Source organism: Nocardiopsis dassonvillei subsp. dassonvillei DSM 43111 (assembly GCF_000092985.1).
GTDB lineage: Bacteria > Actinomycetota > Actinomycetes > Streptosporangiales > Streptosporangiaceae > Nocardiopsis > Nocardiopsis dassonvillei.
The window spans coordinates 5,189,983-5,208,575 of sequence record NC_014210.1 but is presented as its reverse complement, the minus strand read 5'-3'; the positions used below and the strand labels follow the sequence as shown (position 1 = coordinate 5,208,575).

Annotated in this window: 18 protein-coding genes; 13 read left to right on the top strand and 5 right to left on the bottom strand. The window is 73.0% G+C overall.

The window, feature by feature from the left end:
* The first annotated feature begins 118 nt into the window (after positions 1 to 118).
* The 5 genes from NDAS_RS21590 to NDAS_RS21570 all read left to right on the top strand — a co-directional run bounded on the left by NDAS_RS21590 (position 119) and on the right by NDAS_RS21570 (position 6,208).
* The gene (locus tag NDAS_RS21590; RefSeq protein ID WP_013155368.1) at positions 119 to 1,624 is read left to right on the top strand and encodes a glutamyl-tRNA reductase; all 1,506 of its coding nucleotides are present in this window, start codon (positions 119 to 121) and stop codon (positions 1,622 to 1,624) included.
* Complete coding sequence (gene hemC, locus NDAS_RS21585; protein WP_013155367.1) at positions 1,621 to 2,628, top strand: hydroxymethylbilane synthase; 1,008 nt, start codon at positions 1,621 to 1,623, stop codon at positions 2,626 to 2,628. Before NDAS_RS21590 ends, hemC begins: the two co-directional genes overlap by 4 nt.
* Before the next feature lie 99 nt (positions 2,629 to 2,727).
* Positions 2,728 to 4,416: a bifunctional uroporphyrinogen-III C-methyltransferase/uroporphyrinogen-III synthase gene (locus NDAS_RS21580; RefSeq protein WP_013155366.1), complete on the top strand. Its 1,689-nt coding sequence runs from the start codon at positions 2,728 to 2,730 to the stop codon at positions 4,414 to 4,416.
* Between the two features lie 47 nt (positions 4,417 to 4,463).
* A complete protein-coding gene (gene hemB / locus NDAS_RS21575) occupies positions 4,464 to 5,462 on the top strand; it encodes a porphobilinogen synthase (RefSeq protein WP_013155365.1) in 999 nt (332 codons plus the stop codon).
* Positions 5,463 to 5,554: 92 nt separating this feature from the next.
* Positions 5,555 to 6,208, top strand: a complete 654-nt coding sequence (locus tag NDAS_RS21570) for a bifunctional DNA primase/polymerase (protein WP_013155364.1) — start codon at positions 5,555 to 5,557, stop codon at positions 6,206 to 6,208.
* A gap of 64 nt (positions 6,209 to 6,272) precedes the next feature.
* Here the strand turns inward: NDAS_RS21570 and map are convergent, their stop codons facing one another.
* From map to NDAS_RS21555, 3 genes are all read right to left on the bottom strand, one after another.
* Positions 6,273 to 7,043 carry a type I methionyl aminopeptidase gene (gene map, locus NDAS_RS21565; RefSeq protein WP_013155363.1) on the bottom strand — a complete coding sequence of 257 codons (771 nt, stop codon included), beginning with the start codon at positions 7,041 to 7,043 and terminating at the stop codon, positions 6,273 to 6,275.
* Between the two features lie 223 nt (positions 7,044 to 7,266).
* A complete protein-coding gene (locus NDAS_RS21560; protein ID WP_013155362.1) occupies positions 7,267 to 7,944 on the bottom strand; it encodes a response regulator in 678 nt (225 codons plus the stop codon).
* Positions 7,941 to 9,284: a sensor histidine kinase gene (locus tag NDAS_RS21555; protein ID WP_041552918.1), complete on the bottom strand. Its 1,344-nt coding sequence runs from the start codon at positions 9,282 to 9,284 to the stop codon at positions 7,941 to 7,943. The genes NDAS_RS21560 and NDAS_RS21555 overlap by 4 nt, the downstream gene beginning before the upstream one ends.
* Before the next feature lie 198 nt (positions 9,285 to 9,482).
* Here NDAS_RS21555 and NDAS_RS21550 point away from each other — a divergent pair, with 198 nt between their 5' ends.
* A complete protein-coding gene (locus NDAS_RS21550) occupies positions 9,483 to 10,187 on the top strand; it encodes a hypothetical protein (protein ID WP_013155360.1) in 705 nt (234 codons plus the stop codon).
* 172 nt (positions 10,188 to 10,359) lie between these two features.
* Here NDAS_RS21550 and rraA read toward each other — a convergent pair whose 3' ends face one another.
* A complete protein-coding gene (gene rraA, locus NDAS_RS21545) occupies positions 10,360 to 10,848 on the bottom strand; it encodes a ribonuclease E activity regulator RraA (protein WP_013155359.1) in 489 nt (162 codons plus the stop codon).
* A gap of 288 nt (positions 10,849 to 11,136) precedes the next feature.
* Between rraA and NDAS_RS21540 the strand changes: the two genes are divergently transcribed.
* The 7 genes from NDAS_RS21540 to NDAS_RS21515 all read left to right on the top strand — a co-directional run bounded on the left by NDAS_RS21540 (position 11,137) and on the right by NDAS_RS21515 (position 17,502).
* Positions 11,137 to 11,826, top strand: coding sequence for a phosphatase PAP2 family protein (locus NDAS_RS21540; protein ID WP_013155358.1), 690 nt, complete (start codon positions 11,137 to 11,139; stop codon positions 11,824 to 11,826).
* Positions 11,827 to 11,968: 142 nt separating this feature from the next.
* Positions 11,969 to 13,366, top strand: a complete 1,398-nt coding sequence (locus tag NDAS_RS21535; protein ID WP_013155357.1) for an AAA family ATPase — start codon at positions 11,969 to 11,971, stop codon at positions 13,364 to 13,366.
* Positions 13,363 to 13,935, top strand: coding sequence for an RloB family protein (locus NDAS_RS21530; protein WP_013155356.1), 573 nt, complete (start codon positions 13,363 to 13,365; stop codon positions 13,933 to 13,935). The genes NDAS_RS21535 and NDAS_RS21530 overlap by 4 nt, the downstream gene beginning before the upstream one ends.
* Positions 13,936 to 14,028: 93 nt before the next feature.
* Positions 14,029 to 15,324, top strand: a complete 1,296-nt coding sequence (gene hemL, locus NDAS_RS21525; RefSeq protein ID WP_013155355.1) for a glutamate-1-semialdehyde 2,1-aminomutase — start codon at positions 14,029 to 14,031, stop codon at positions 15,322 to 15,324.
* 55 nt (positions 15,325 to 15,379) lie between these two features.
* Positions 15,380 to 16,015 carry a histidine phosphatase family protein gene (locus NDAS_RS21520; RefSeq protein WP_013155354.1) on the top strand — a complete coding sequence of 212 codons (636 nt, stop codon included), beginning with the start codon at positions 15,380 to 15,382 and terminating at the stop codon, positions 16,013 to 16,015.
* A 223-nt stretch (positions 16,016 to 16,238) separates the two neighbouring features.
* Complete coding sequence (locus tag NDAS_RS28380) at positions 16,239 to 16,337, top strand: 30S ribosomal protein bS22 (RefSeq protein ID WP_013155353.1); 99 nt, start codon at positions 16,239 to 16,241, stop codon at positions 16,335 to 16,337.
* Positions 16,338 to 16,563: 226 nt separating this feature from the next.
* Positions 16,564 to 17,502, top strand: a complete 939-nt coding sequence (locus NDAS_RS21515) for an NAD-dependent epimerase/dehydratase family protein (RefSeq protein WP_013155352.1) — start codon at positions 16,564 to 16,566, stop codon at positions 17,500 to 17,502.
* Positions 17,503 to 17,792: 290 nt separating this feature from the next.
* Here the strand turns inward: NDAS_RS21515 and NDAS_RS21510 are convergent, their stop codons facing one another.
* Positions 17,793 to 18,581, bottom strand: a complete 789-nt coding sequence (locus NDAS_RS21510; protein ID WP_013155351.1) for an HAD family hydrolase — start codon at positions 18,579 to 18,581, stop codon at positions 17,793 to 17,795.
* Between the last annotated feature and the right edge of the window lie 12 nt (positions 18,582 to 18,593).

The window sequence follows — 18,593 nt, the reverse complement described above, 5'->3', positions numbered from 1 at the left end:
GGCCGCGAGGCCCGCATGAGCGGTGGGCGATGAGCGAGCGTGCGCCGCGCCTCCGGCGGTCTGGCCGCCGCCGGGGCATACGAAGACGCTGTGTGGTGCCTGCATAGGAGTAGTGCGGATGAGTGTCCTGGCCGTGGGGTTGAGCCATCGGAGTTCGCCGGTGGCGCTCCTCGAACGTGTCGCGCTGAACGGGGAGACCCGCGCCAACGCGGTCGCCGAGATGGTCGGCTCCGAGCCCGTCAACGAGGTCATGGTGGTCTCCACCTGCAACCGCACCGAGGTCTACGCCGACGTCTCGGCCTTCCACGGCGGCGTCTCGGCCATCACCGAACTCCTCTCCTGGCACACCGGCGTCCCCCTCGGAGAGCTCTCCGAGCACCTCTACGTCCACTACGAGGACCGCGCGGTCCAGCACCTGTTCTCCGTCACCTGCGGGCTCGACTCCATGGTCCTCGGCGAGGGACAGATCCTCGGCCAGGTGCGCGACGCCCTCAAGGAGGGCCAGGAGACCGGTTCCGTCGGCCGCGTCCTCAACGACCTCGGCCAGCGCGCCCTGCGCGTGGGCAAGCGCGCCCACACCGAGACCCACCTCGACCACGCGGGCGCCGACATGGTCAGCTTCGGCCTCACCGTCGCCTCCGGCGGCCTCGGGCTCGGCCCGACCGGCGCTCCCCAGACCACCGCCCTCCAGACCGCCCAGACCGTGGGTTCGCTGCCCCCCGCGGGCTGCCCCATGTCCGCGGTCCCGGGCGACACCGCCGACGCGCCCGGGCTCGCCCGGCCCGCGCACGGCCCCCTCACGGGCGTGCGCGTCCTCGTCCTCGGCGCCGGATCCATGAGCGCCCTGTCCGCCAACACCGTCTCCCGCCAGGGCGCCGAGGCGGTCGTCGTGGCCAACCGCACCTTCGACCGGGCCGCGCGCCTGGCCGAGTGCCTCACCGAGGCCTACGACACCGTCGAGGCCCGCGCCGTCCCCTTCGCCGACGCCGCCGGGGTCCTGGCCGAGGTGGACCTCGTCATCTCCTGCACCGGAGCCCAGGGCCTGGTCCTGACCGCCGAGGCCGTGGCCGCCGCCACCGCCGGGCGCACGCGGCCCCTGGTCTTCCTCGACCTCGCGCTGCCCCGCGACATCGACCCGGCCGTGCGCGAGCTGCCCGGCGTGCGCCTGGTCGACATCGAGGACCTGCGCCAGGCCGCCGCCACCGCTCCCGGAGCCGACACCGGCCGCGACAGCGCCCTCACCCTCGTGCGCGGCATCGTCGACGAGGAGGTCACCGAGTTCCGCGCGGTCCGCCGCGCCCACCAGGTGACCCCCACCGTCGTCGCCCTGCGCGCCCAGGCCAGGGACGTGGTGGACGCCGAGCTGTCGCGCCTGCACGGCCGCCTGCCCGCCGACCTCGACGACCGCACGCGCGAGGAGATCAGCCGCGCCATGCGCCGCGTCGCCGACAAGCTCCTGCACAGACCGACCGTGCGCGTCAAGGAACTGGCCGCCGCACCGGACGGGGAGTCCTACGAGGCGGCACTGAGAGAACTCTTCGCACTCGACCCCGGAAGCCCCGAGGCGCTCACCGCCCCCGAGGGCACCGCCACCGCGGCACGGACCGCACAGGAGAAGTCATGACCGGCACGCCCTCCCACGGCACGACGGCCGACGGAGCACCCGACCACGGCGCCCCGGCCAGGCTCGGCACCCGCCGCAGCACCATGGCCACCAGCCAGTCGCGCATGGTCGCCGACGCCATCACCGCGCGCACCGGCAGGGTGATCGAGCTGGAGCTGATCACCAGCTTCGGCGACGTCACCAAGGCGCACCTGACCCAGCTCGGCGGCACCGGCGTGTTCGTCAACGCCCTGCGCGACGAGCTCCACGCGGGCACCGTCGACTTCGCCGTCCACTCGCTCAAGGACCTGCCCACCACGCCCGCCGAGGGGCTCGTGCTGGCCGCGATCCCCGAGCGCGACGACCCGCGCGACGCCCTGTGCGCGCGCGACGGGCTGAAGTTCGCCGACCTGCCCGCGGGGGCCAGGATCGGCACCGGCTCCCCGCGCCGGGTCGCCCAGCTCGCCGCGCTGCGCCCGGACCTGGTCTACGTCCCGATCCGCGGCAACGCCGAGACCCGCCTGGGCAAGGTCGCCTCCGGAGAGCTGGACGCCGTCGTCCTGGCCTACGCCGGACTCGGCCGCGTGGGACGCACCGAGGACGTCACCGAGGTCTTCGAGCCCGAGCAGATGCTGCCCGCGCCCGGCCAGGGCGCCCTCGCCGTCGAGTGCTCCGTCGAGCGCCTCGACGGCGACCTCGCCTACCTGGCCTCGGTCGACCACCCCGCCACCCGCGCCGAGGTCGTCGCCGAGCGCACCGTGCTCTCCGAACTGGAGGCCGGTTGCGCCGCCCCGGTCGGCGCCTACGCCCAGTACGACGCCGAGACGGGCCGCCTGCGCCTGCGCGCCGCCGTGGTCGCCACCGACGGGGCCGAGGCCGTGCGCCGCGAGCGCGCCGCCGACCTCGCCTCACCCGGGGACCTGGCCGCCGCCACCGCGCTCGGCCGGGACCTGGCCCGCCAGATGATCGCCGAGGGAGCCGACCGCATCGTGGCCGAGGCCTTCGCCGAGAGGGACACGCCCTAAGCAGGAGCAGTCGGCGGGCCTCCTCGGCCTGGGCCCGCCGTACCGCCGCCCCCGGCGCCGCACACCGGGGCGCGGCGACCCACACAGAGGAGCCAGTACGTGAACGCCAACGCCAACCCCCAGCCGGAGGAGCCGCGCGCCGCAGCGCGGGCCGGGCACGTCGCCCTGGTCGGTTCCGGTCCGGGCGGCGCCGACCTGCTCACCCTGCGCGGCGCCGAGCTGCTGAGCCACGCCGACGTGGTCATCACCCTGCGCGAGCCCGCCGCCGAGGAGCTCTCGGGCTTTCGCGCCGAACTCCTCTCCCACTGCTCCGAGGACGTCTCCGTGATCGAGGCGGGCGAGTGCGGCGGCGACGTCAACGCCCTGGCGGTGGCGCGCGCCCGCGACGGGCAGCGGGTGGTCCGCCTCTACTCCGGCGACCCGTTCTTCGGCTGCCGCGGCGCCGAACTGGTCTCCGCCTGCCACGAGGCCGGGGTCGAGGTCGAGGTCGCCCCCGGCGTCTCCGCGATCACCTCCGTGCCGACCTTCGCGGGCGTGCCGCTGCTGGACGCGGACAGCCCCGAGGTGCGCGTGCTCAACGCCCGCGCGCACGGCGGGGGAGGGGTCGACTGGCACGAGGCCGCCGCCAGCGGCGCCACCCTGGTCGTCATGGGCGGCGACGCGCCCGCCGGTGAGCCGGTCGAGCACCAGGGACCCGGCTTCGACGTGCTGTGCAAGACCCTCATCGCCGGAGGGCGGCCCGCCTCGACCCCGGTCGCGGTCGTGCGCGCGGGCGGCACCACCCGTCAGACCACGGTCTCCTCGACCCTGGGGCGGCTCGTCGCCGACCTCAAGTCCAAGGACGCCAAGGGCCACCACGTCACCGCGCCCGCGCTGATGGTCGTCGGCCCCGCCGCGGGCCGCCACCCCGAGCTGTCCTGGTACGAGAGCCGTCCGCTGTTCGGCTGGCGCGTCCTGGTGCCCCGCACCAAGGAGCAGGCCGCGGCCCTGTCCGACCAGCTGCGCGGCTACGGCGCGGTGCCCGAGGAGGTGCCCACCATCTCCGTGGAGCCGCCGCGCACCCCGCAGCAGATGGAGCGCGCCGTCCGCGGCCTGGTCACCGGCCGCTACCAGTGGGTGGCCTTCACCTCCGTCAACGCGGTCCGCGCCATCCGGGAGCGCCTGGAGTCCTACGGCCTGGACGCGCGCGCGTTCGCCGGGGTCAAGGTCGCCGTCGTCGGCGAGGCCACCGCGCGCGCCGTGCGCGAGTTCGGCATCCAGCCCGACCTGGCCCCGCCCGAGGAGGAGCAGTCCAGCTCGGGCCTGGTCTCGGTGTGGCCGCCCTACGACGCCGAGATCGACCCGATCGAGCGGGTCCTGCTGCCGCGCGCCGACATCGCCACCGAGACCCTGTCCGCCGGGCTGGACAAGCTCGGCTGGGAGGTCGACGACGTCACCGCCTACCGCACCGTGCGCGCCGCGCCCCCGCCCGCGCCCGTCCGGGAGGCGATCAAGGGCGGCGGCTTCGACGCGGTGCTGTTCACGTCCTCCTCCACGGTGCGCAACCTGGTGGGGATCGCGGGCAAGCCGCACAACACCACCGTCATCGCCGTCATCGGTCCCGAGACGGAGAGGACCGCGATCGAGTTCGGCCTGCGCGTCGACGTCGTGGCGCCCAAAGCCTCGGTTTCCGCCCTCGCACAGGCCCTTTCGGAGTACGGTGCCGAGAAGAGGCGCGAGGCGGTCGAGGCGGGCAAGCCCGTCCTCAAGCCCAGTCAGAAGAGACGCGGTCGCCGCCGCAAGCTCTGAGAGACCACACCGCCACCGACGCACGAACCTTTCCCGGGAGCCCCGTGATGAACGCCTCCAGCAACGACGCCGCCTTCCCCGTGGTCCGGCCGCGCCGCCTGCGCCGCGGTCCGGCGCTGCGCCGCCTGGTCGCCGAGACCCGGGTCCGCCCCGAGAACCTCGTCCTGCCGATGTTCGTCAAGGAGGGCATCACCGAGCCGGTCGCCGTCTCCTCGATGCCCGGCCAGGTGCAGCACACGCGTGACAGCCTGCGCAAGGCGGCCCACGAGGCGGCCGCCGCCGGAGTGGGCGGGCTGATGCTGTTCGGCATCCCCGCGCACAAGGACGCGCACGGCTCGGCCGCCGACGACCCCGAGGGGATCGTCCAGGCCGCCCTGCGCGACCTGTCCGCCGAGGTCGGCGACGACCTCGTGGTGATGGCCGACCTGTGCCTGTGCGAGTACACCGACCACGGCCACTGCGGCCCGCTGGAGGTGGACGGGCACGTCGACAACGACCTCACCCTGGAGCGGTACGCGTCCGTGGCCGCCGCCCAGGCCGAGGCGGGCGCCGCCGTGGTGGCGCCCAGCGGCATGATGGACGGCCAGGTCGCGGCGATCCGCGCCGGGCTGGACCGCACCGGGCACCAGCAGGTGCCCATCCTGGCCTACGCCGCCAAGTACGCGTCGGCGTTCTACGGCCCCTTCCGCGAGGCCGCGGAGGGCGCGCCGCAGTTCGGCGACCGCTCCGGCTACCAGCAGGACCCCGCCAACGCGCGCGAGGCGCTGCGCGAGGTGGCACTGGACGTCGCCGAGGGCGCGGACATGGTGATGGTCAAACCCGGCCTGGCCTACCTCGACATCGTGGCCAAGGTGGCCGAGGCCTCCCCGGTACCCGTGTCGGCCTACCAGGTCAGCGGCGAGTACGCGATGATCGAGGCGGCCGCGGAGCGGGGCTGGATCGACCGCGAGCGGGCCATCGTGGAGACACTGACCTCCTACCGCAGGGCCGGGGCCGAGCAGATCCTCACCTACTGGGCGACCGAGGCCGCCCGCCTGCTGCGGTAGCGCGACCAGGCCCCTCGCCCCGGTCGCGGTCCCCGGGCCTCCCACGACGGCGAGGCCGCGCCTGGAACACGAGCGAACACCGGGGAGGCTCCATGGCCGAGGTTCTGTACCGACGTAAGCGCCGCCATGCGGCGGCCAGCATGCTGGACGCCGCTCTGGGCTACGCCGAGCTGGGCTGGCCGGTGGCGCGCGGCACCTCACCGGGGCAGGACCGCGCGTGCAGCTGCGACCGGATGGGCTGCCCGGACCCGGCGGCGCACCCGGTGACGATGGCCTGGGGCGTGGAGGCCAGCACCGACACCGACACCATCCGGCGGTGGTGGACGGCCACCCCCGACGCGAACATCATCCTGCCCACGGGGCGGGTCTTCGACGTGTTCGACGTCCCCCGTGAGGCGGGTGTGATGGCGCTGGCGCGCATGGGCCGCTCGGGCGTTCCCGCGGGCCCGGTCGCGGCGGTGGAGTCCTCGCGCTACCTGTTCTTCGTGGCCACCCGTTCGCCGGTGGACGAGGACGAGTGGTGGTCCTGCCACCTGGACTGCGTGCCCGAGGCCGTGGAGGAGATGCCGGGGCTGCGCTGGCACTGCCGGGACAGCTTCGTGCTCGGAGCCCCCTCGCTGCTGCCCTCCGGCGACCGGGTCACCTGGATCCGCCCGCCGCGCGCCGAGGACGGGGCCGTGGTGCTGCCCGACCCGATCGTGGTGCTCGACATCCTCGCCGACGCGAGCGAGGAGTTCCCCGCCTGACCCCGGGGCGCGCCGGGCGTACCGGTGGCGGTACCGCTCGGGCGAGCGAGCGGCGGTCGGACTCCTACCTGGGCAGGGTGAGGATCTCGGCCCCCTCGTGGGTGATGGCGATCGTGTGCTCGCTGTGCGCCGTCCGGCAGCCCGTCGCGCTGCGCAGCGTCCACCCGTCGGCGTCGGTGACCAGCTCGTCGGTGTCCGCCATGACCCACGGCTCCAGGGCGAGCATCAGGCCGGGGCGCAGCTTGTAGCCGCGTCCGGGCTGTCCGGTGTTGGCCACGTGCGGGTCCTGGTGCATCGTCGACCCGATGCCGTGACCGCCGAACTCGGTGTTGATCGGGTACCCCGCCGCGCTGAGGACCGAGCCGATGGCGTGGGAGATGTCGCCGACGCGGGCCCCGGGCCGGGCGGCGGCGATCCCCGCCTCCAGCGCGCGTTCGGTCGCACGGATCATCGCGACGCTCTCGGCGGGCCTCGACTCACCCACGACGAAGCTGACGGCGGAGTCCGCGGCGACCCCGCCCAGGGAGACGGCGAGGTCGAGTGTGAGCAGGTCGCCGTCGGCGAGCGCGTAGTCGTGGGGCAGTCCGTGGAGCACGGCGTCGTTGACGGCCGTGCAGATGTAGTGGCCGAACGGCCCGCGCCCGAAGGACGGCGCGTAGTCGACGTAGCAGGACTGCGCTCCGGCCTCGGCGATCATCTCCCGGGCCCACCGGTCGATGTCCAGGAGGTTGGTGCCGACCGTGGCGCGGCTCCGTGCCGTCCGGAGGATGTGGGCGACCAGGGCGCCCGCGTCCTTGGCTCGGGCGAGTTCGGCGGGTTTCAGGATCTCGATCATGCGGCGGCCTCTCACGCAACCAATAACTATACCGGCCATACTATACCGGTTCTGGGGGTGGGGTCACGGCCGGACCGCCGGTCACTTCGCCGGAGGACGAGCGCGGACAGCGTTCCGGCGGCCTTCCGCGCCCGCGAGGGGCGCTCCACGTCCGGGCCGCGCCCGGCGCACGCGTCGGAGGGCCTTCAAGGGACCGGGTCCGTTCGGCGTTCGGGAACGGGCCCTAGCCGCCCCGGCGCTCCCGTACCCACAGGGCGAGCCGGGTGCGGTCGCGCAGCCCCAGCTTGCGCAGGATGCTCGTGACGTGGTTCTTGGCGGTGCCCTCGGTGATGAACAGGGCACGCGCGACCTCCCGGTTGGTGGCGCCCGTGCCGACGAGGCGGGCCACCTCCTCCTCGCGCTCCGACAACCGGGGCGCCTCCCCGTGCCCTGGCGGGCGGGGCGGGTCCGCCGCGGGGACGGTGGAGGGGCCTTCGCCGAGCGCGGCGACCAGGAGCTCGGCCGCCGGACCGCCGAGAACGGTCTCACCCCGGGCGACGCGGCGGATCGCCGCCACCAGTTCCTCCGGCGGCACGTCCTTGAGCAGGTAGCCGCGCGCTCCGGCCCGCAGACCGCCGAAGACCAGTTCGTCGTCGTCGAACGTGGTCAGCACCAGGGCGGGCACGTCCGGGTACTCCGCGCGCATCCGCCCGATGAGGGCCACCCCGTCCATGCGCGGCATGCGGGCGTCCACCAGGGCCACGTCCGGGAGCGGGTCGGCGGCCGAGAGGAACTCCAGGGCCTCGACGCCGTCCGCGGCGTCGCCGACGACGTCGACGCCCTCCTCGATCTCCAGCAGTTTGCGCAGGCCCTGCCGCATCAGGATCTGGTCGTCGACGATCAGGACCGAAACAGTGGTCATGTGGTGCCCCCCGCCGTGCCGGGAACAGTCTCCCGCGTACCGGCGCGCGCGGGGACCTCCGCGCGGAGCCGGAAGCCGAGGGTATCCGCCGGGGGCGTGCTCCCCGGTGTCGCGGCCTCCCGCGCCCGGTCGGCCGCGCACACGTTGCCGCTGAGCATCGTCCCGCCGACGGCCGCGACCCGTTCGGACAGACCCCGCAGCCCGAACCCCGCGCGCACCGCCTCCTTCCCCGCGCCGCCGCCGTTGTCGGTCACCGTGACCGCGACCCCCTCGGCGCGGGTCAGCACCTCCACCTCGATCAGGTCGGCGCCCGAGTGGCGCATGGCGTTGGTCAGGCCCTCCTGGAGCGCCCGGTAGCAGACCAGCTCGGCCTCCTCCGACAGGTCGGGCCAGACCCCGTCGCCGGTGACGGCGAACCTGATCCGGACGCCCCCGCCGTCGAAGGAGGCCGCCATCGCCCGCATCGCGGCCAGCCCCGCGCGCCCCTCCAACCCCAGGGGGCGCAGCGCGCGCACCCAGCGCCGGGTGTCGGTGAGCGCCTCCCGGGCGAGTTCGCGGGCCTGTCGCACCTCCTCCCACGCCGAGTCGGGCCGTGCGGTGCGAAAGCGCAGCGCGTTCGACAGCGACATGGTGAGCGCGGTCAGGTAGTGGCCGGTGCTGTCGTGCATCTCCCGGGACATGCGGGCGCGCTCCTCCGCCACGGTGAGCTCGCGGATGCGATCGGAGCGGCGTCGCAGCTCCCCGTGGGCCTCCTCCAGCGCGGCCAGGAGCTCCCGTGTGTGCTCGGCCCGCCGCGCGGCCACGGTCAGGCCGAGGAACACCGTTCCCGACGCCGCCACGATGAACAGCAGGATCACCCCGGCGAACAGCCCCACCGCGAACGGCAGGTCGGGGACCACCAGGGTCAGACCGACGCTGAACACGAGCACGGCGGAGCCGTAGCCGACGCCGCCCGGAAGCCCGAACACGGCCACCGCGTTCATGGTGCCCACGCACAACAGCAGGAAGGTCGTGTGGTTGCTGCTGAGCATGCAGAGCACGGTGAGGGCGAGGAAGACGGCGCTGACGGCCCTGCGCGGCCACGGGGACACCGGGGACCACGCCAGGAACGGCCACAGCGCGCAGCAGAGCAGCAGGACGCCGACGCTGACGAGCACGGCGGTGTTGGCGACCGGGTCGCCGCCGTGGAAACGCATCTGGCCGCTCAGGAACAGCAGCGCGTAAAGGCCGAGGGTGAGTGCCACCGCGCCCCAGAACAGCAGTTCCAGAACGCGGGGCGGACGGTTCTCGTGCAGCGTGACCCAGGAGGACGGGTCGGTCGGGGAGCCGGGGGTGCGCATTCTTCCGAGCGTAGTCGGAACGGTTCCGCGCGGACCGCCGGAGGAGGTCATGGTCAGTGGCATGTTCGCGCCATGACCTCAGGCATGTCCGGTGTCCGCGAACCGAGTGACCGCACCGTGCCTCGCGGTCGATGCGGTTCCGAAACTCCTTTTCCTACTGTTGTGCCACGAGAACGGCGAGGGAGAGGAAGAAACGGAATGAACGGCACGGACAACCCGGTGGAGGAGAATGTGGAAAGGCCCCGCATTCCCCTCGCGGGAATTCTCGTCACGGCGGCCTCGGTCGTCCTCATGGCCCTCGTCTCCTGGACGGCCTGGCCCGATCTGCCGGGGACGGTGCTCAGCGGACGGACCAACCTGGACGGCACCCCCGACACGGTCCCCCGGGCGGTGCTCGCGCTGGCCCTGCCCCTGACGACCGGCCTCCTGGCGGTCGTGCTGTCGGCCGCGGTGGTCTTCGGAACCCGTCTCCAGAACGGCCTCCAGGACGCGCTGGGTCTACCGGCGGCGCCGAAGGCACGGAACGCCGCGCGGGGCATGAGCGCCCTCCTGGGCCTGCTGTCCCTGTTCCTGCTCGTGACGCACGGAGTGCTCGTCCTGGGCCAGGCCGGGTGGGACCTCCCGATCAGCCGGGTGCTGGGCGTGGCGACCGGCCTGTTCCTGGTCGGTGTCGGTGTCGTCCTGCCCGCGCCGGAGCCCGGGGCGGACCACGACAGGCCCCTCGTCCGCTGGTGGTCGGCCGCGCACCGCCTCATGAGAACCGGGTTCGTGCTGGTCGGTTCGGCGCAGGCGGCGGTCGTCCTGTTCGTCGACCACACGCTGGCGTGGCTCCTCGTCCCGCTGCTGCTGCTCCCCGCGATGTGCGCGGCCGTGGTGCTTCCGCTCCTGCGCGGTCGGGCCTGAGGCGCAGGGCGGGCAGGGGCGGGTGCGGCCGGGCACGCGGAAGGCCTCGGAGCCCGCGGGGGTGTCCGAGGGTTCGGCGGGAGGTGCCGGAGGCGCACTGGGGAGGCTCCGGGGATGTCGCCGGGGAGGTCATCCCCGCGACCTCCTCCGTTCTCCTCCGCTTGGCCCCGCGTCAGAGCCCGATCTCCTCGGCGTTCACCACCACGCCGTCCTCGTCGCTGTAGAGCCACTCTCCCGGTACGAACGTGACGTCGCCGAAGGTCACGGGCACGTCAAGGCGACCGGCGGCGTCCTTGAGGGACTTGCGGGGGTTGGAGCCCAGCGCCTTCACGCCCAGGTCCAGCCCGCCCAGGGCGCGGGTGTCGCGGACCGCGCCGAAGATCACGGTTCCGGCCCAGCCGTTGGCCACGGCCGCCTCGGCGATCATGTCGCCCATCAGGGCCGACCGCAGCGAGCCGCCGCCGTCCACCACCAGGACCGCGCCGTCGCCCGGGGTGTTGAGGACCTGCTTGACGAGGCCGTTGTCCTCGTGGCAGCGGACGGTGCGGATCCGGCCGGAGAACACCGCGCGCCCCCCGAACTGGCGGAACTGCGTGGAGCAGCTGCGCAGGGTGTCGCCGTGGTCGTCGATGAGGTCCGCGGTGGTGAAGTGCGAGGTCATCGGGGCTCCGTCTCGGGAGGGCGGATAGGTGCCGCCGGGAGGGTGGACACCCCCAAGCTACTCATCGGTACGCCAGACCTCTCGGGCGGCACGGCGTCTCCTTCGTCGGTGCCCTCCGTCTCTTTCGTCGATACGGCCGTTTCGCGGGCCCGGAAAGCCCCGGTTGATGACAGGATGAAGCCTTTCCTGTCACCGAATCATGGGATCCCCGTCACCTTCGGACGGGGCGTCGCCCAGAACCTCCCCCCTGCGCGCGACCCTCCCCCCTGAACGACCCAATGGAGAGAGATGGTCTCTGAGATCCTCGCCGTCAGCGCTGCCTGGTCCCGGGCCCTGATCGAGTTCACGGCGGACCTGGACCCCTGGGTGCAGAGCGTCGCCTACGTGGGCACCGACCTCTTCCTCGGAGTGTTCGCCGTCCTCTTCCTCGCCGCCTGGTGGCGCGCCCGCTCCGTGGACTCCCGCCTGGTCGGCCTGGCCCTGTTCGCTCCCGTCGCCACCGTCGTCGCCTACACGGTCAGCCGCACGGTGAAGACGTTCTTCGAGCAGATGCGCCCCTGCCAGGCCATGACCGACCTGACCACGATCGCCACCTGCGACCCGCTCGGCGACTGGTCCTTCCCGAGCAACCACGCCGCGATCGCGGGCGCCGCCGCCGCGGCGCTCATCCTGGCCTGGCGCCGCATCGCCGTCCTCGCCGTGCTGCTCGCCGTCCTGGAGGCCTTCTCCCGGGTCTTCGTCGGCGCCCACTACCCGCACGACGTCACGGTCGGCCTCCTCGTCGGCGCCACCGTCGCGGCCCTGGTCTCCCTGGCCGCCTCCCGCCCGATGACCGCCCTCGTGGAGCTGATCGCCCGCAACGACCGCCTGCGCCCGCTGGTGCGCGCCGAGCGGCCGGACACCCCGGCCGCCTCGGACGCGGGCGCGCCGCCCCCGCCCGACGCCCCCGCCCGGGACGGTTACGCCGCCCGGCACTGAGCCAGCTTCCGTGTGCCCCGTCCCTGTCCCCGGGGGCGGGGCACACGCGTGTGCGGGGCAGGGCCTCATGGCATGCTTGTCGTGTGTGGTTTTCCCGCGCGAAACGCGGTGAAGCCGCTCAACTTCCGGGGAGAGTGCCGCGATGCTGCTGGGTTTCCGCGTCGAGAACCACAAGTCCATCCGGGAGGAGCAACAGCTCCTGCTCACTCCCGTCTACGACGACGCCCGCCCGCAGGAGGCCGGCTGGGAGGCCACCACGGTCGCGGGGGTCTTCGGGGCCAACGCCTCGGGCAAGTCGAACCTGCTGGACGCGCTCTCCTTCATGCGGGACACCGTCCGGTGGTCGATGAGCCACAACGAGCCGGGGAGCGGAATCCAGCGCCACCCCTTCAAGTTGAGCGCGGACGCCCGGGAGGAGCCCTCCACGTTCGTGGTCGACCTCGTGATCGACGGTGTCCGCCACACCTACGGATTCGGGGTCGATGACGAGCGGGTCGTGGAGGAGTGGTTGTACAGCTACCCCAGACAGCGCAGACGCGTCGTGTTCGAGCGTGAGGGGGAGGAGTTCTCCTTCGGTGACCAGACCTCGGGGAAACTGCGCCAGGTCAAGGAGATCACCGGTCGGAACGTCCTCTTCCTCACCGTCGCCGCCCGCGCCTCGAACGCGGAGGTGGAACCGGTCTACCGCTGGTTCTCCGAGGGCCTGGTGTCCGCCACTGAACGCAGCCCGGACCACCCGGCCTGGTTGCGTGGAGGAGCGGCCTCCGAGGAGCGCATGACCGCTCTCGGTCGCCTGCTGAAGTCCGCTGACACCGGCATCGAGGCCGTGGAACTGCATGAGCAGGGTTCCGGTTCCGGGCCCGGGACGGCAACCTCCAAAGCAGTGCTGGCCGCAGGGGAATGGCCCCGTCTGTGGGCTAGGAAGCAGTCCTCACAGGAGCGGCGGGACGACCGCGGATCCGGTGTCGTCCACCTCGCGACGGGCAGCGGTAAGTCGTCCTATGTGGCGCTCCTCGCAGACCTGATCCGCGAACGCACCACGCTCCTCTTCCACCACCGAGGAGACGAGTCCGCGACCCCGCTCCTGTGGGAGGAGGAGTCACTGGGCACCCGAGCGTTCACCACGATCGGCTTCGACGCCCAACGCGCCCTGGAAGCAGGCGGTGTCCTCGTGGTCGACGAGATCGACGCCAGCCTCCACCCCTACCTCTCCGCCAAGGTCATCTCCCTCTTCCAGGATGAAGAACACAACCCCAAGGGCGCCCAACTGATCTTCACCAGCCACGACGCGGCCCTGCTCGGACGCGTACGCGGTGAGGAGGTCCTCAAACGCGACCACATCTGGTTCGTGGACAAGGACGACCGTGGACGGACCTCGCTCTATCCGCTCAGCGACTTCAAGCCCCGGGGGGACGACAACCGCGCCCGGCGCTACCTCACGGGCCGCTACGGCGCGGTTCCGGACGTGGACGACGAACTGTTCCGGGACGCCCTGCACCGGCGCGAGCAGTCACGGGAGTCGGAGGAAGCCGCCCCGTGAGCAAGAGGCGCAAGAGGGAGCGGAGGGAGACGAGTCTCGACCGCCGCAGGCCGCACCGCGAGGAGAGGCGCGTCTACCTCGTGGTCTGCGAGGGCGAGACCGAGAAGCGCTACTTCGACACGATGAAGAAGCACCCGGACGTGCGCCTGCACACCGTTCACGCCCGCAAGGCCAAACATCCCCAGCGCGAGATCGTGGTCAGGAGCGCGGCCGAGGCGGAGCGGGACGACTACACCGAGCGCTGGGCGGTGTTCGACACCGACGGAGAGGACGTCGCCGCGCTCGTGGCGTCCGCCGCGCGGGAGGGGATCGAGGCCGCTCCCTCCACCCCCACCTTCGAGACCTGGCTCATCCTCCACCTCAGGGACCACCGGTCCGCACTCGTCACCGGGGCCAGGGCCGAGAAGGAGCTCAGGGCGCTCCCGCCGAGGTGGAACAAGGGCGGGACCCGCTTCGAGGACTTCGCCCACGGCCTCCAGGAGGCCTGCGAGCGCGCCGAGCGCCTGCCGCCGACGGGCGACCCCAGCACACGGATCCACCAGCTGGTCCATGCTCTGATCCGCCCCTGACCCCGACACCGGTCCAGGCGCCGACGCCGGGTCCTCGGCCGACGCGGGGCGGGTCATGGTCCTGGTACCGGACACAGCTGACACACTGGTGAGGTGGGTACTCAACAGACTTCAGCAGAGCTTTTCCAGCGTGCCTCCGCCGTCGTGCCGGGTGGCGTGAACTCCCCCGTCCGCGCCTTCGGCGCCGTCGGCGGCACCCCGCCCTTCTTCGTCAAGGGTGAGGGCCCCTACCTCACCGACGCCGACGGCCGCCAGTACGTCGACCTCGTGTGCTCGTGGGGGCCGTTGATCCTCGGCCACGCGGCCCCCGCCGTCGTCGAGGCCCTCCACGGCGCGGTCGACGCCGGGACCTCCTACGGCGCGCCGACCCCCGGCGAGGTCGAGCTGGCCGAGCTGATCGTCGAGCGCACCCCGGTGGAGAAGGTCCGCCTCGTCAACTCCGGCACCGAGGCCACCATGTCCGCGATCCGCCTCGCGCGCGGCTTCACCGGGCGCAGCAAGATCGTCAAGTTCGCGGGCAACTACCACGGCCACGTCGACGCCCTCCTGGCCTCCGCCGGTTCGGGCCTGGCCACCTTCGCCCTGCCCGACTCCCCGGGCGTGACCGGGGCCAGCGCCGCCGACACCCTCGTGCTGCCCTACAACGACCCCGAGGCCGTCGAGCGAGCCTTCGCCGAGCACGGCGACGAGATCGCCTGCGTGATCGCCGAGGCCTGCCCCGCCAACATGGGCGTCGTCGCACCCCGGGACGGGTTCAACGCCCGGATCAAGGAGATCGCGCACGCCAACGGCGCCCTCCTCATCCTCGACGAGGTCCTCACCGGCTTCCGCGTCAGCGCCTCGGGCTGGTTCGGCCTGGAGGGCGTCGCCCCCGACCTCATGACCTTCGGCAAGGTCATGGGCGGCGGCCTGCCCGCCGCCGCGTTCGGCGGACGCGCCGAGATCATGGACCGCCTCGCGCCGAACGGTCCCGTCTACCAGGCGGGCACCCTGTCCGGGAACCCGCTTGCCACCGCCGCCGGCCTGGCCACACTGCGGGGGGCCACCCCCGAGGTCTACGCCCGCATCGACGAGGTCTCCGCCCGGGTGGCGGCCGAGGTCTCCAAGGCGCTCGGCGAGGCCGGGGTCGTCCACCGGCTCCAGAACGGCGGCAACCTCTTCACGGTGTTCTTCACCGGCCAGGAGGCCGTCGACTTCGACACCGCGCGCACCACCGACACCGCGGTCTTCTCCGCGTTCTTCCACGCCATGCTCGACCAGGGCGTGTACCTGCCGCCCGCCGCCTTCGAGGCCTGGTTCTTCTCCGCCGCGCACGACGACGCCGCCGTGGACCGGGTGGTCTCGGCGCTGCCCAGGGCGGCCCGCGCCGCGGCCGAGGCCCAGGGCTGACGCCCAGGGCCGGTACAGCCCCGACGCCCACGACCCCGAAGGAAAGACACTCACGATGACGACGACCACCGTCGTGCACCTGCTGCGACACGGAGAGGTGTACAACCCCGGCAAGGTGCTCTACGGAAGGCTCCCCGGCTTCCACCTCAGCGACCGGGGCCAGCGGATGGCGGAGATGACCGCGGAGTGGTTCGAGGGCCACGACATCGCGGCGCTGTTCTCCTCGCCGCTGGACCGCACCCAGGAGACCGCCGTACCCCTCCAGAAGGCGACGGACCTGCCCGTCACCCTGGACGACCGGCTCATCGAGGCGGCCAACAAGTTCGAGGGGATGAGCCTGTCGCGGCGGTCGGTGCGCGATCCCCGCGTGTTCAGCCGGGTGTACAACCCGTTCCTGCCGTCCTGGGGCGAGCCCTACTCCGAGATCGTCACGCGCATGGTGGAGGCCGTCAAGATCGCCCGCCGGGCGGCGTGGGGCCGCGAGGCCGTGTGCGTCAGCCACCAGCTGCCGATCTGGATGACCCGCCGCGCGGCCGAGGGCAAACGCCTCTGGCACCGTCCCGACCTGCGCGAGTGCAACCTGGCGAGCGTGACGTCGCTGACCTTCAGCGACCAGCGGCTGACCAGCGTCAGCTACGCGGAACCCGCCGCCGTCCTCTACAAGGACGAGCCCGCACTTCCCGGGGCGTGACCCGGAGCGCGCACCCGTAACGGTAAGCTGGGCCTTCGGGTGCGGTAGGTGCGCGCTCTCCAGCGCCGGACCCGGGGGACACCACCCCGGTCGCACCGGCCGATCCGGGCCCGGGCACGCCGGTGTCCGAACGGCTCCGGTGACCGCATCCGAGCCCCTTGCCGGTTTCCACCGCCCAGCGGTGCGGCATGTCCGTAACCTCCGTCAGCGAGAAGGTGATCCCATGGGTTCCGTCATCAAGAAGCGCCGCAAGCGGATGGCGAAGAAGAAGCACCGCAAGCTGCTCAAGCGCACGCGTGTCGCGCGTCGCAACAAGAAGTAGGACCGGTAGCGGCGAACGTCGTCTCTCCGCGGGCGCGGGCGCGCTCCAGGCACGCCCCGGACGCGGAGACACCGCCGTCCTTGCCCGGCCTTTGCCGGAGCAATGGAATTTTCTGGGTGAGGCGCTGTTGTGTCTCACGGGTCGCGGTCGCCGGTTCACCCCCGGGGGTGAACGGTCCGCGGGCCTGCCGGAACAGCTCCCGTCTCCTCCCAAGGAACGTGTCGCCATGGTTCGTGTCGTACTCGTCACCGGGGTTTCCACACCCCTGGCCGCCAGGGTCGCGCAGACCCTGAGCGAGGAGCCCGGGGTCCGCCGGGTGATCGGCGCCGACTCCTCGCCGCCGCCCACGGACACGCCGGGGGTCGAGTACGCCCATGTCGACCTGCACGACGGGAGCCTGGACAGGATCGTCGCCGACTCCGGCGCCGAACTCGTCCTGCACCTGGGCCTGGACACCGCGGGCCGTCCCAACCGCGAGGACAACGTCCTGGGCACCATGCGGGTGCTCGGCGCGGCCCAGCGCTCCACCACCGTCCGGCGCCTGGTGGTGCGGTCCAGCGCCACCCTGGACGCCGACGACGCGGCCGAGGTCGAGCGGCACACCCGCGGCCTCCAGCGCCGCCGCCCCGACCTGTCGGTGGCCGTTCTGCGGTTCGCCAACCTCATCGGCCCCTCCGTGAGCACCCCGCTCACGCGTTACCTGGACTCGCGGTTCGTGCCCACCGTGCTCGGCAGCGACCCCGACGTGCAGTTCCTGCACGAGGACGACGGCGCCGAGGCGCTGGTGCGCATGGCGCTCAGCGACGGCACCGGGTTCTTCGACGTGGCGGGCGAGGACTCGGTCCGCCTCTCGCACTGCCTGCGCCGCGTCGGCGGCCAGCGGCTCCCCGTCCCGGCGCGCGGCCTGCGGGTGCTGCGCGGCCTGGCCAAGCACGGCCGGATCGACTACGCGAGCTCCAGCACCTCCCGCGCCGTGCGCGCGGGCCTCAACACCTCGGGTATGCGCACCGACTCCCTGGAGCGGGTGCTGGACTGGTCGCCCGCCTACAGCTCGGTGGAGGCCTTCGAGACCTACGCGGGCAGCCGCCGCGGTACGTCCTCGCGCGGAGGCGGTCTGCGGCCCGTCCACGTGCTCGCCCTCGCCAGGGCCACGCTGGGACGCTGAGGGGTCTCCGGTCGGCCCTGGGTGCGGCCCACAGTGCAAAACGCCCGGAAAGCGCATCTGAGGGCTTTGCGGGCAGCATGAGGCGTTCCGGGCCCCTGGGCCCCTTGATCCATTCCATCAGGCGGTCGCCCGCCGGCGCCACGCCCGCGCGTGGCCTGTGGACAACCCCGGTCCCGGGCCCGCCCCATGTGGCGGCCCCTCGACGGCACTGGCGCCCCGCCCGTGCGGTCACCCGACCCGACCGGGCGCCCCGGCCGTTCGGTTCCGGTGTCCAGCCCTTCCGGCCCGGTTCAGCCGGTCCGTCTCTGTCTGACCGCGCGCAGCGCCACGGCACCGGCGACCGCGCCCACGGCGGCCGGGACGGCCACCCGCAGCGCGTTCCGGTGCCGCCGGAAGTCGTGCACCGGCCACCCGTGCGTGCGGGCGTACCTGCGCAGGTCGGTGTCCGGGTTGACCGCGTGCGGACGCCCCACCAGGGACAGCAGCGGCAGGTCGTTGGAGGAGTCGCTGTAGGCGGAGCAGGACGCCAGGTCCCACCCCTCCCTGTGGGCGAGGGCGCGCACCGCCACGGCCTTGGCCGGACCGTGCAGCAGGTCCCCGTTCAACCGTCCCGTGTACACCCCGTCGACGCACTCGGCCTCGGTGCCCAGAGCACCGGTCAGGCCCAGCCGCCGCCGGATGATCTGGGCCAGCTCCACCGGCGTCGCGGTCACCAGCCACACCGGCCGCCCGGCGTCCAGGTGCCCCTGGACGAGCGCCCGGGTGCCCTCCCAGATCCTGTCGGCCATGGTGTCGTCGTAGATCTCCTCGCAGAGCGCCACCAGATCGTTCACGTCGTGTCCGGCCACGAACGCCAGCGCGGCCTCACGCGCGGCGTTGATGTGCTCGGGCTGCTCGCTGCCGGTCACCCGGAACACCGTCTGCCCCCACGCGAACCGCATCAGGTCGCGGGTGGTGAACAGGTCCCGGGAGGCCAGGCCCCGGGCGAAGTGGTAGATCGACGCACCCCGCATCAGGGTGTTGTCCACGTCGAAGAAGGCGGCCCCGCGCGCGTTCGGGGACACGGCGTCGTGTGACACGGTTCTCTCCTG

Bases quoted from the DNA above. Each gene is read 5' to 3' on its own strand.
- NDAS_RS21590 (WP_013155368.1), top strand. From the start codon at position 119: ATGAGTGTCCTGGCCGTGGGGTTGAGCCATCGGAGTTCGCCGGTGGCG.
- hemC (WP_013155367.1), top strand. From the start codon at position 1,621: ATGACCGGCACGCCCTCCCACGGCACGACGGCCGACGGAGCACCCGAC.
- hemB (WP_013155365.1), top strand. From the start codon at position 4,464: ATGAACGCCTCCAGCAACGACGCCGCCTTCCCCGTGGTCCGGCCGCGC.
- NDAS_RS21570 (WP_013155364.1), top strand. From the start codon at position 5,555: ATGGCCGAGGTTCTGTACCGACGTAAGCGCCGCCATGCGGCGGCCAGC.
- map (WP_013155363.1), bottom strand. From the start codon at position 7,043: ATGATCGAGATCCTGAAACCCGCCGAACTCGCCCGAGCCAAGGACGCG.
- NDAS_RS21560 (WP_013155362.1), bottom strand. From the start codon at position 7,944: ATGACCACTGTTTCGGTCCTGATCGTCGACGACCAGATCCTGATGCGG.
- NDAS_RS21555 (WP_041552918.1), bottom strand. From the start codon at position 9,284: ATGCGCACCCCCGGCTCCCCGACCGACCCGTCCTCCTGGGTCACGCTG.
- NDAS_RS21550 (WP_013155360.1), top strand. From the start codon at position 9,483: ATGAACGGCACGGACAACCCGGTGGAGGAGAATGTGGAAAGGCCCCGC.
- rraA (WP_013155359.1), bottom strand. From the start codon at position 10,848: ATGACCTCGCACTTCACCACCGCGGACCTCATCGACGACCACGGCGAC.
- NDAS_RS21540 (WP_013155358.1), top strand. From the start codon at position 11,137: ATGGTCTCTGAGATCCTCGCCGTCAGCGCTGCCTGGTCCCGGGCCCTG.
- NDAS_RS21535 (WP_013155357.1), top strand. From the start codon at position 11,969: ATGCTGCTGGGTTTCCGCGTCGAGAACCACAAGTCCATCCGGGAGGAG.
- NDAS_RS21520 (WP_013155354.1), top strand. From the start codon at position 15,380: ATGACGACGACCACCGTCGTGCACCTGCTGCGACACGGAGAGGTGTAC.
- NDAS_RS28380 (WP_013155353.1), top strand. From the start codon at position 16,239: ATGGGTTCCGTCATCAAGAAGCGCCGCAAGCGGATGGCGAAGAAGAAG.
- NDAS_RS21515 (WP_013155352.1), top strand. From the start codon at position 16,564: ATGGTTCGTGTCGTACTCGTCACCGGGGTTTCCACACCCCTGGCCGCC.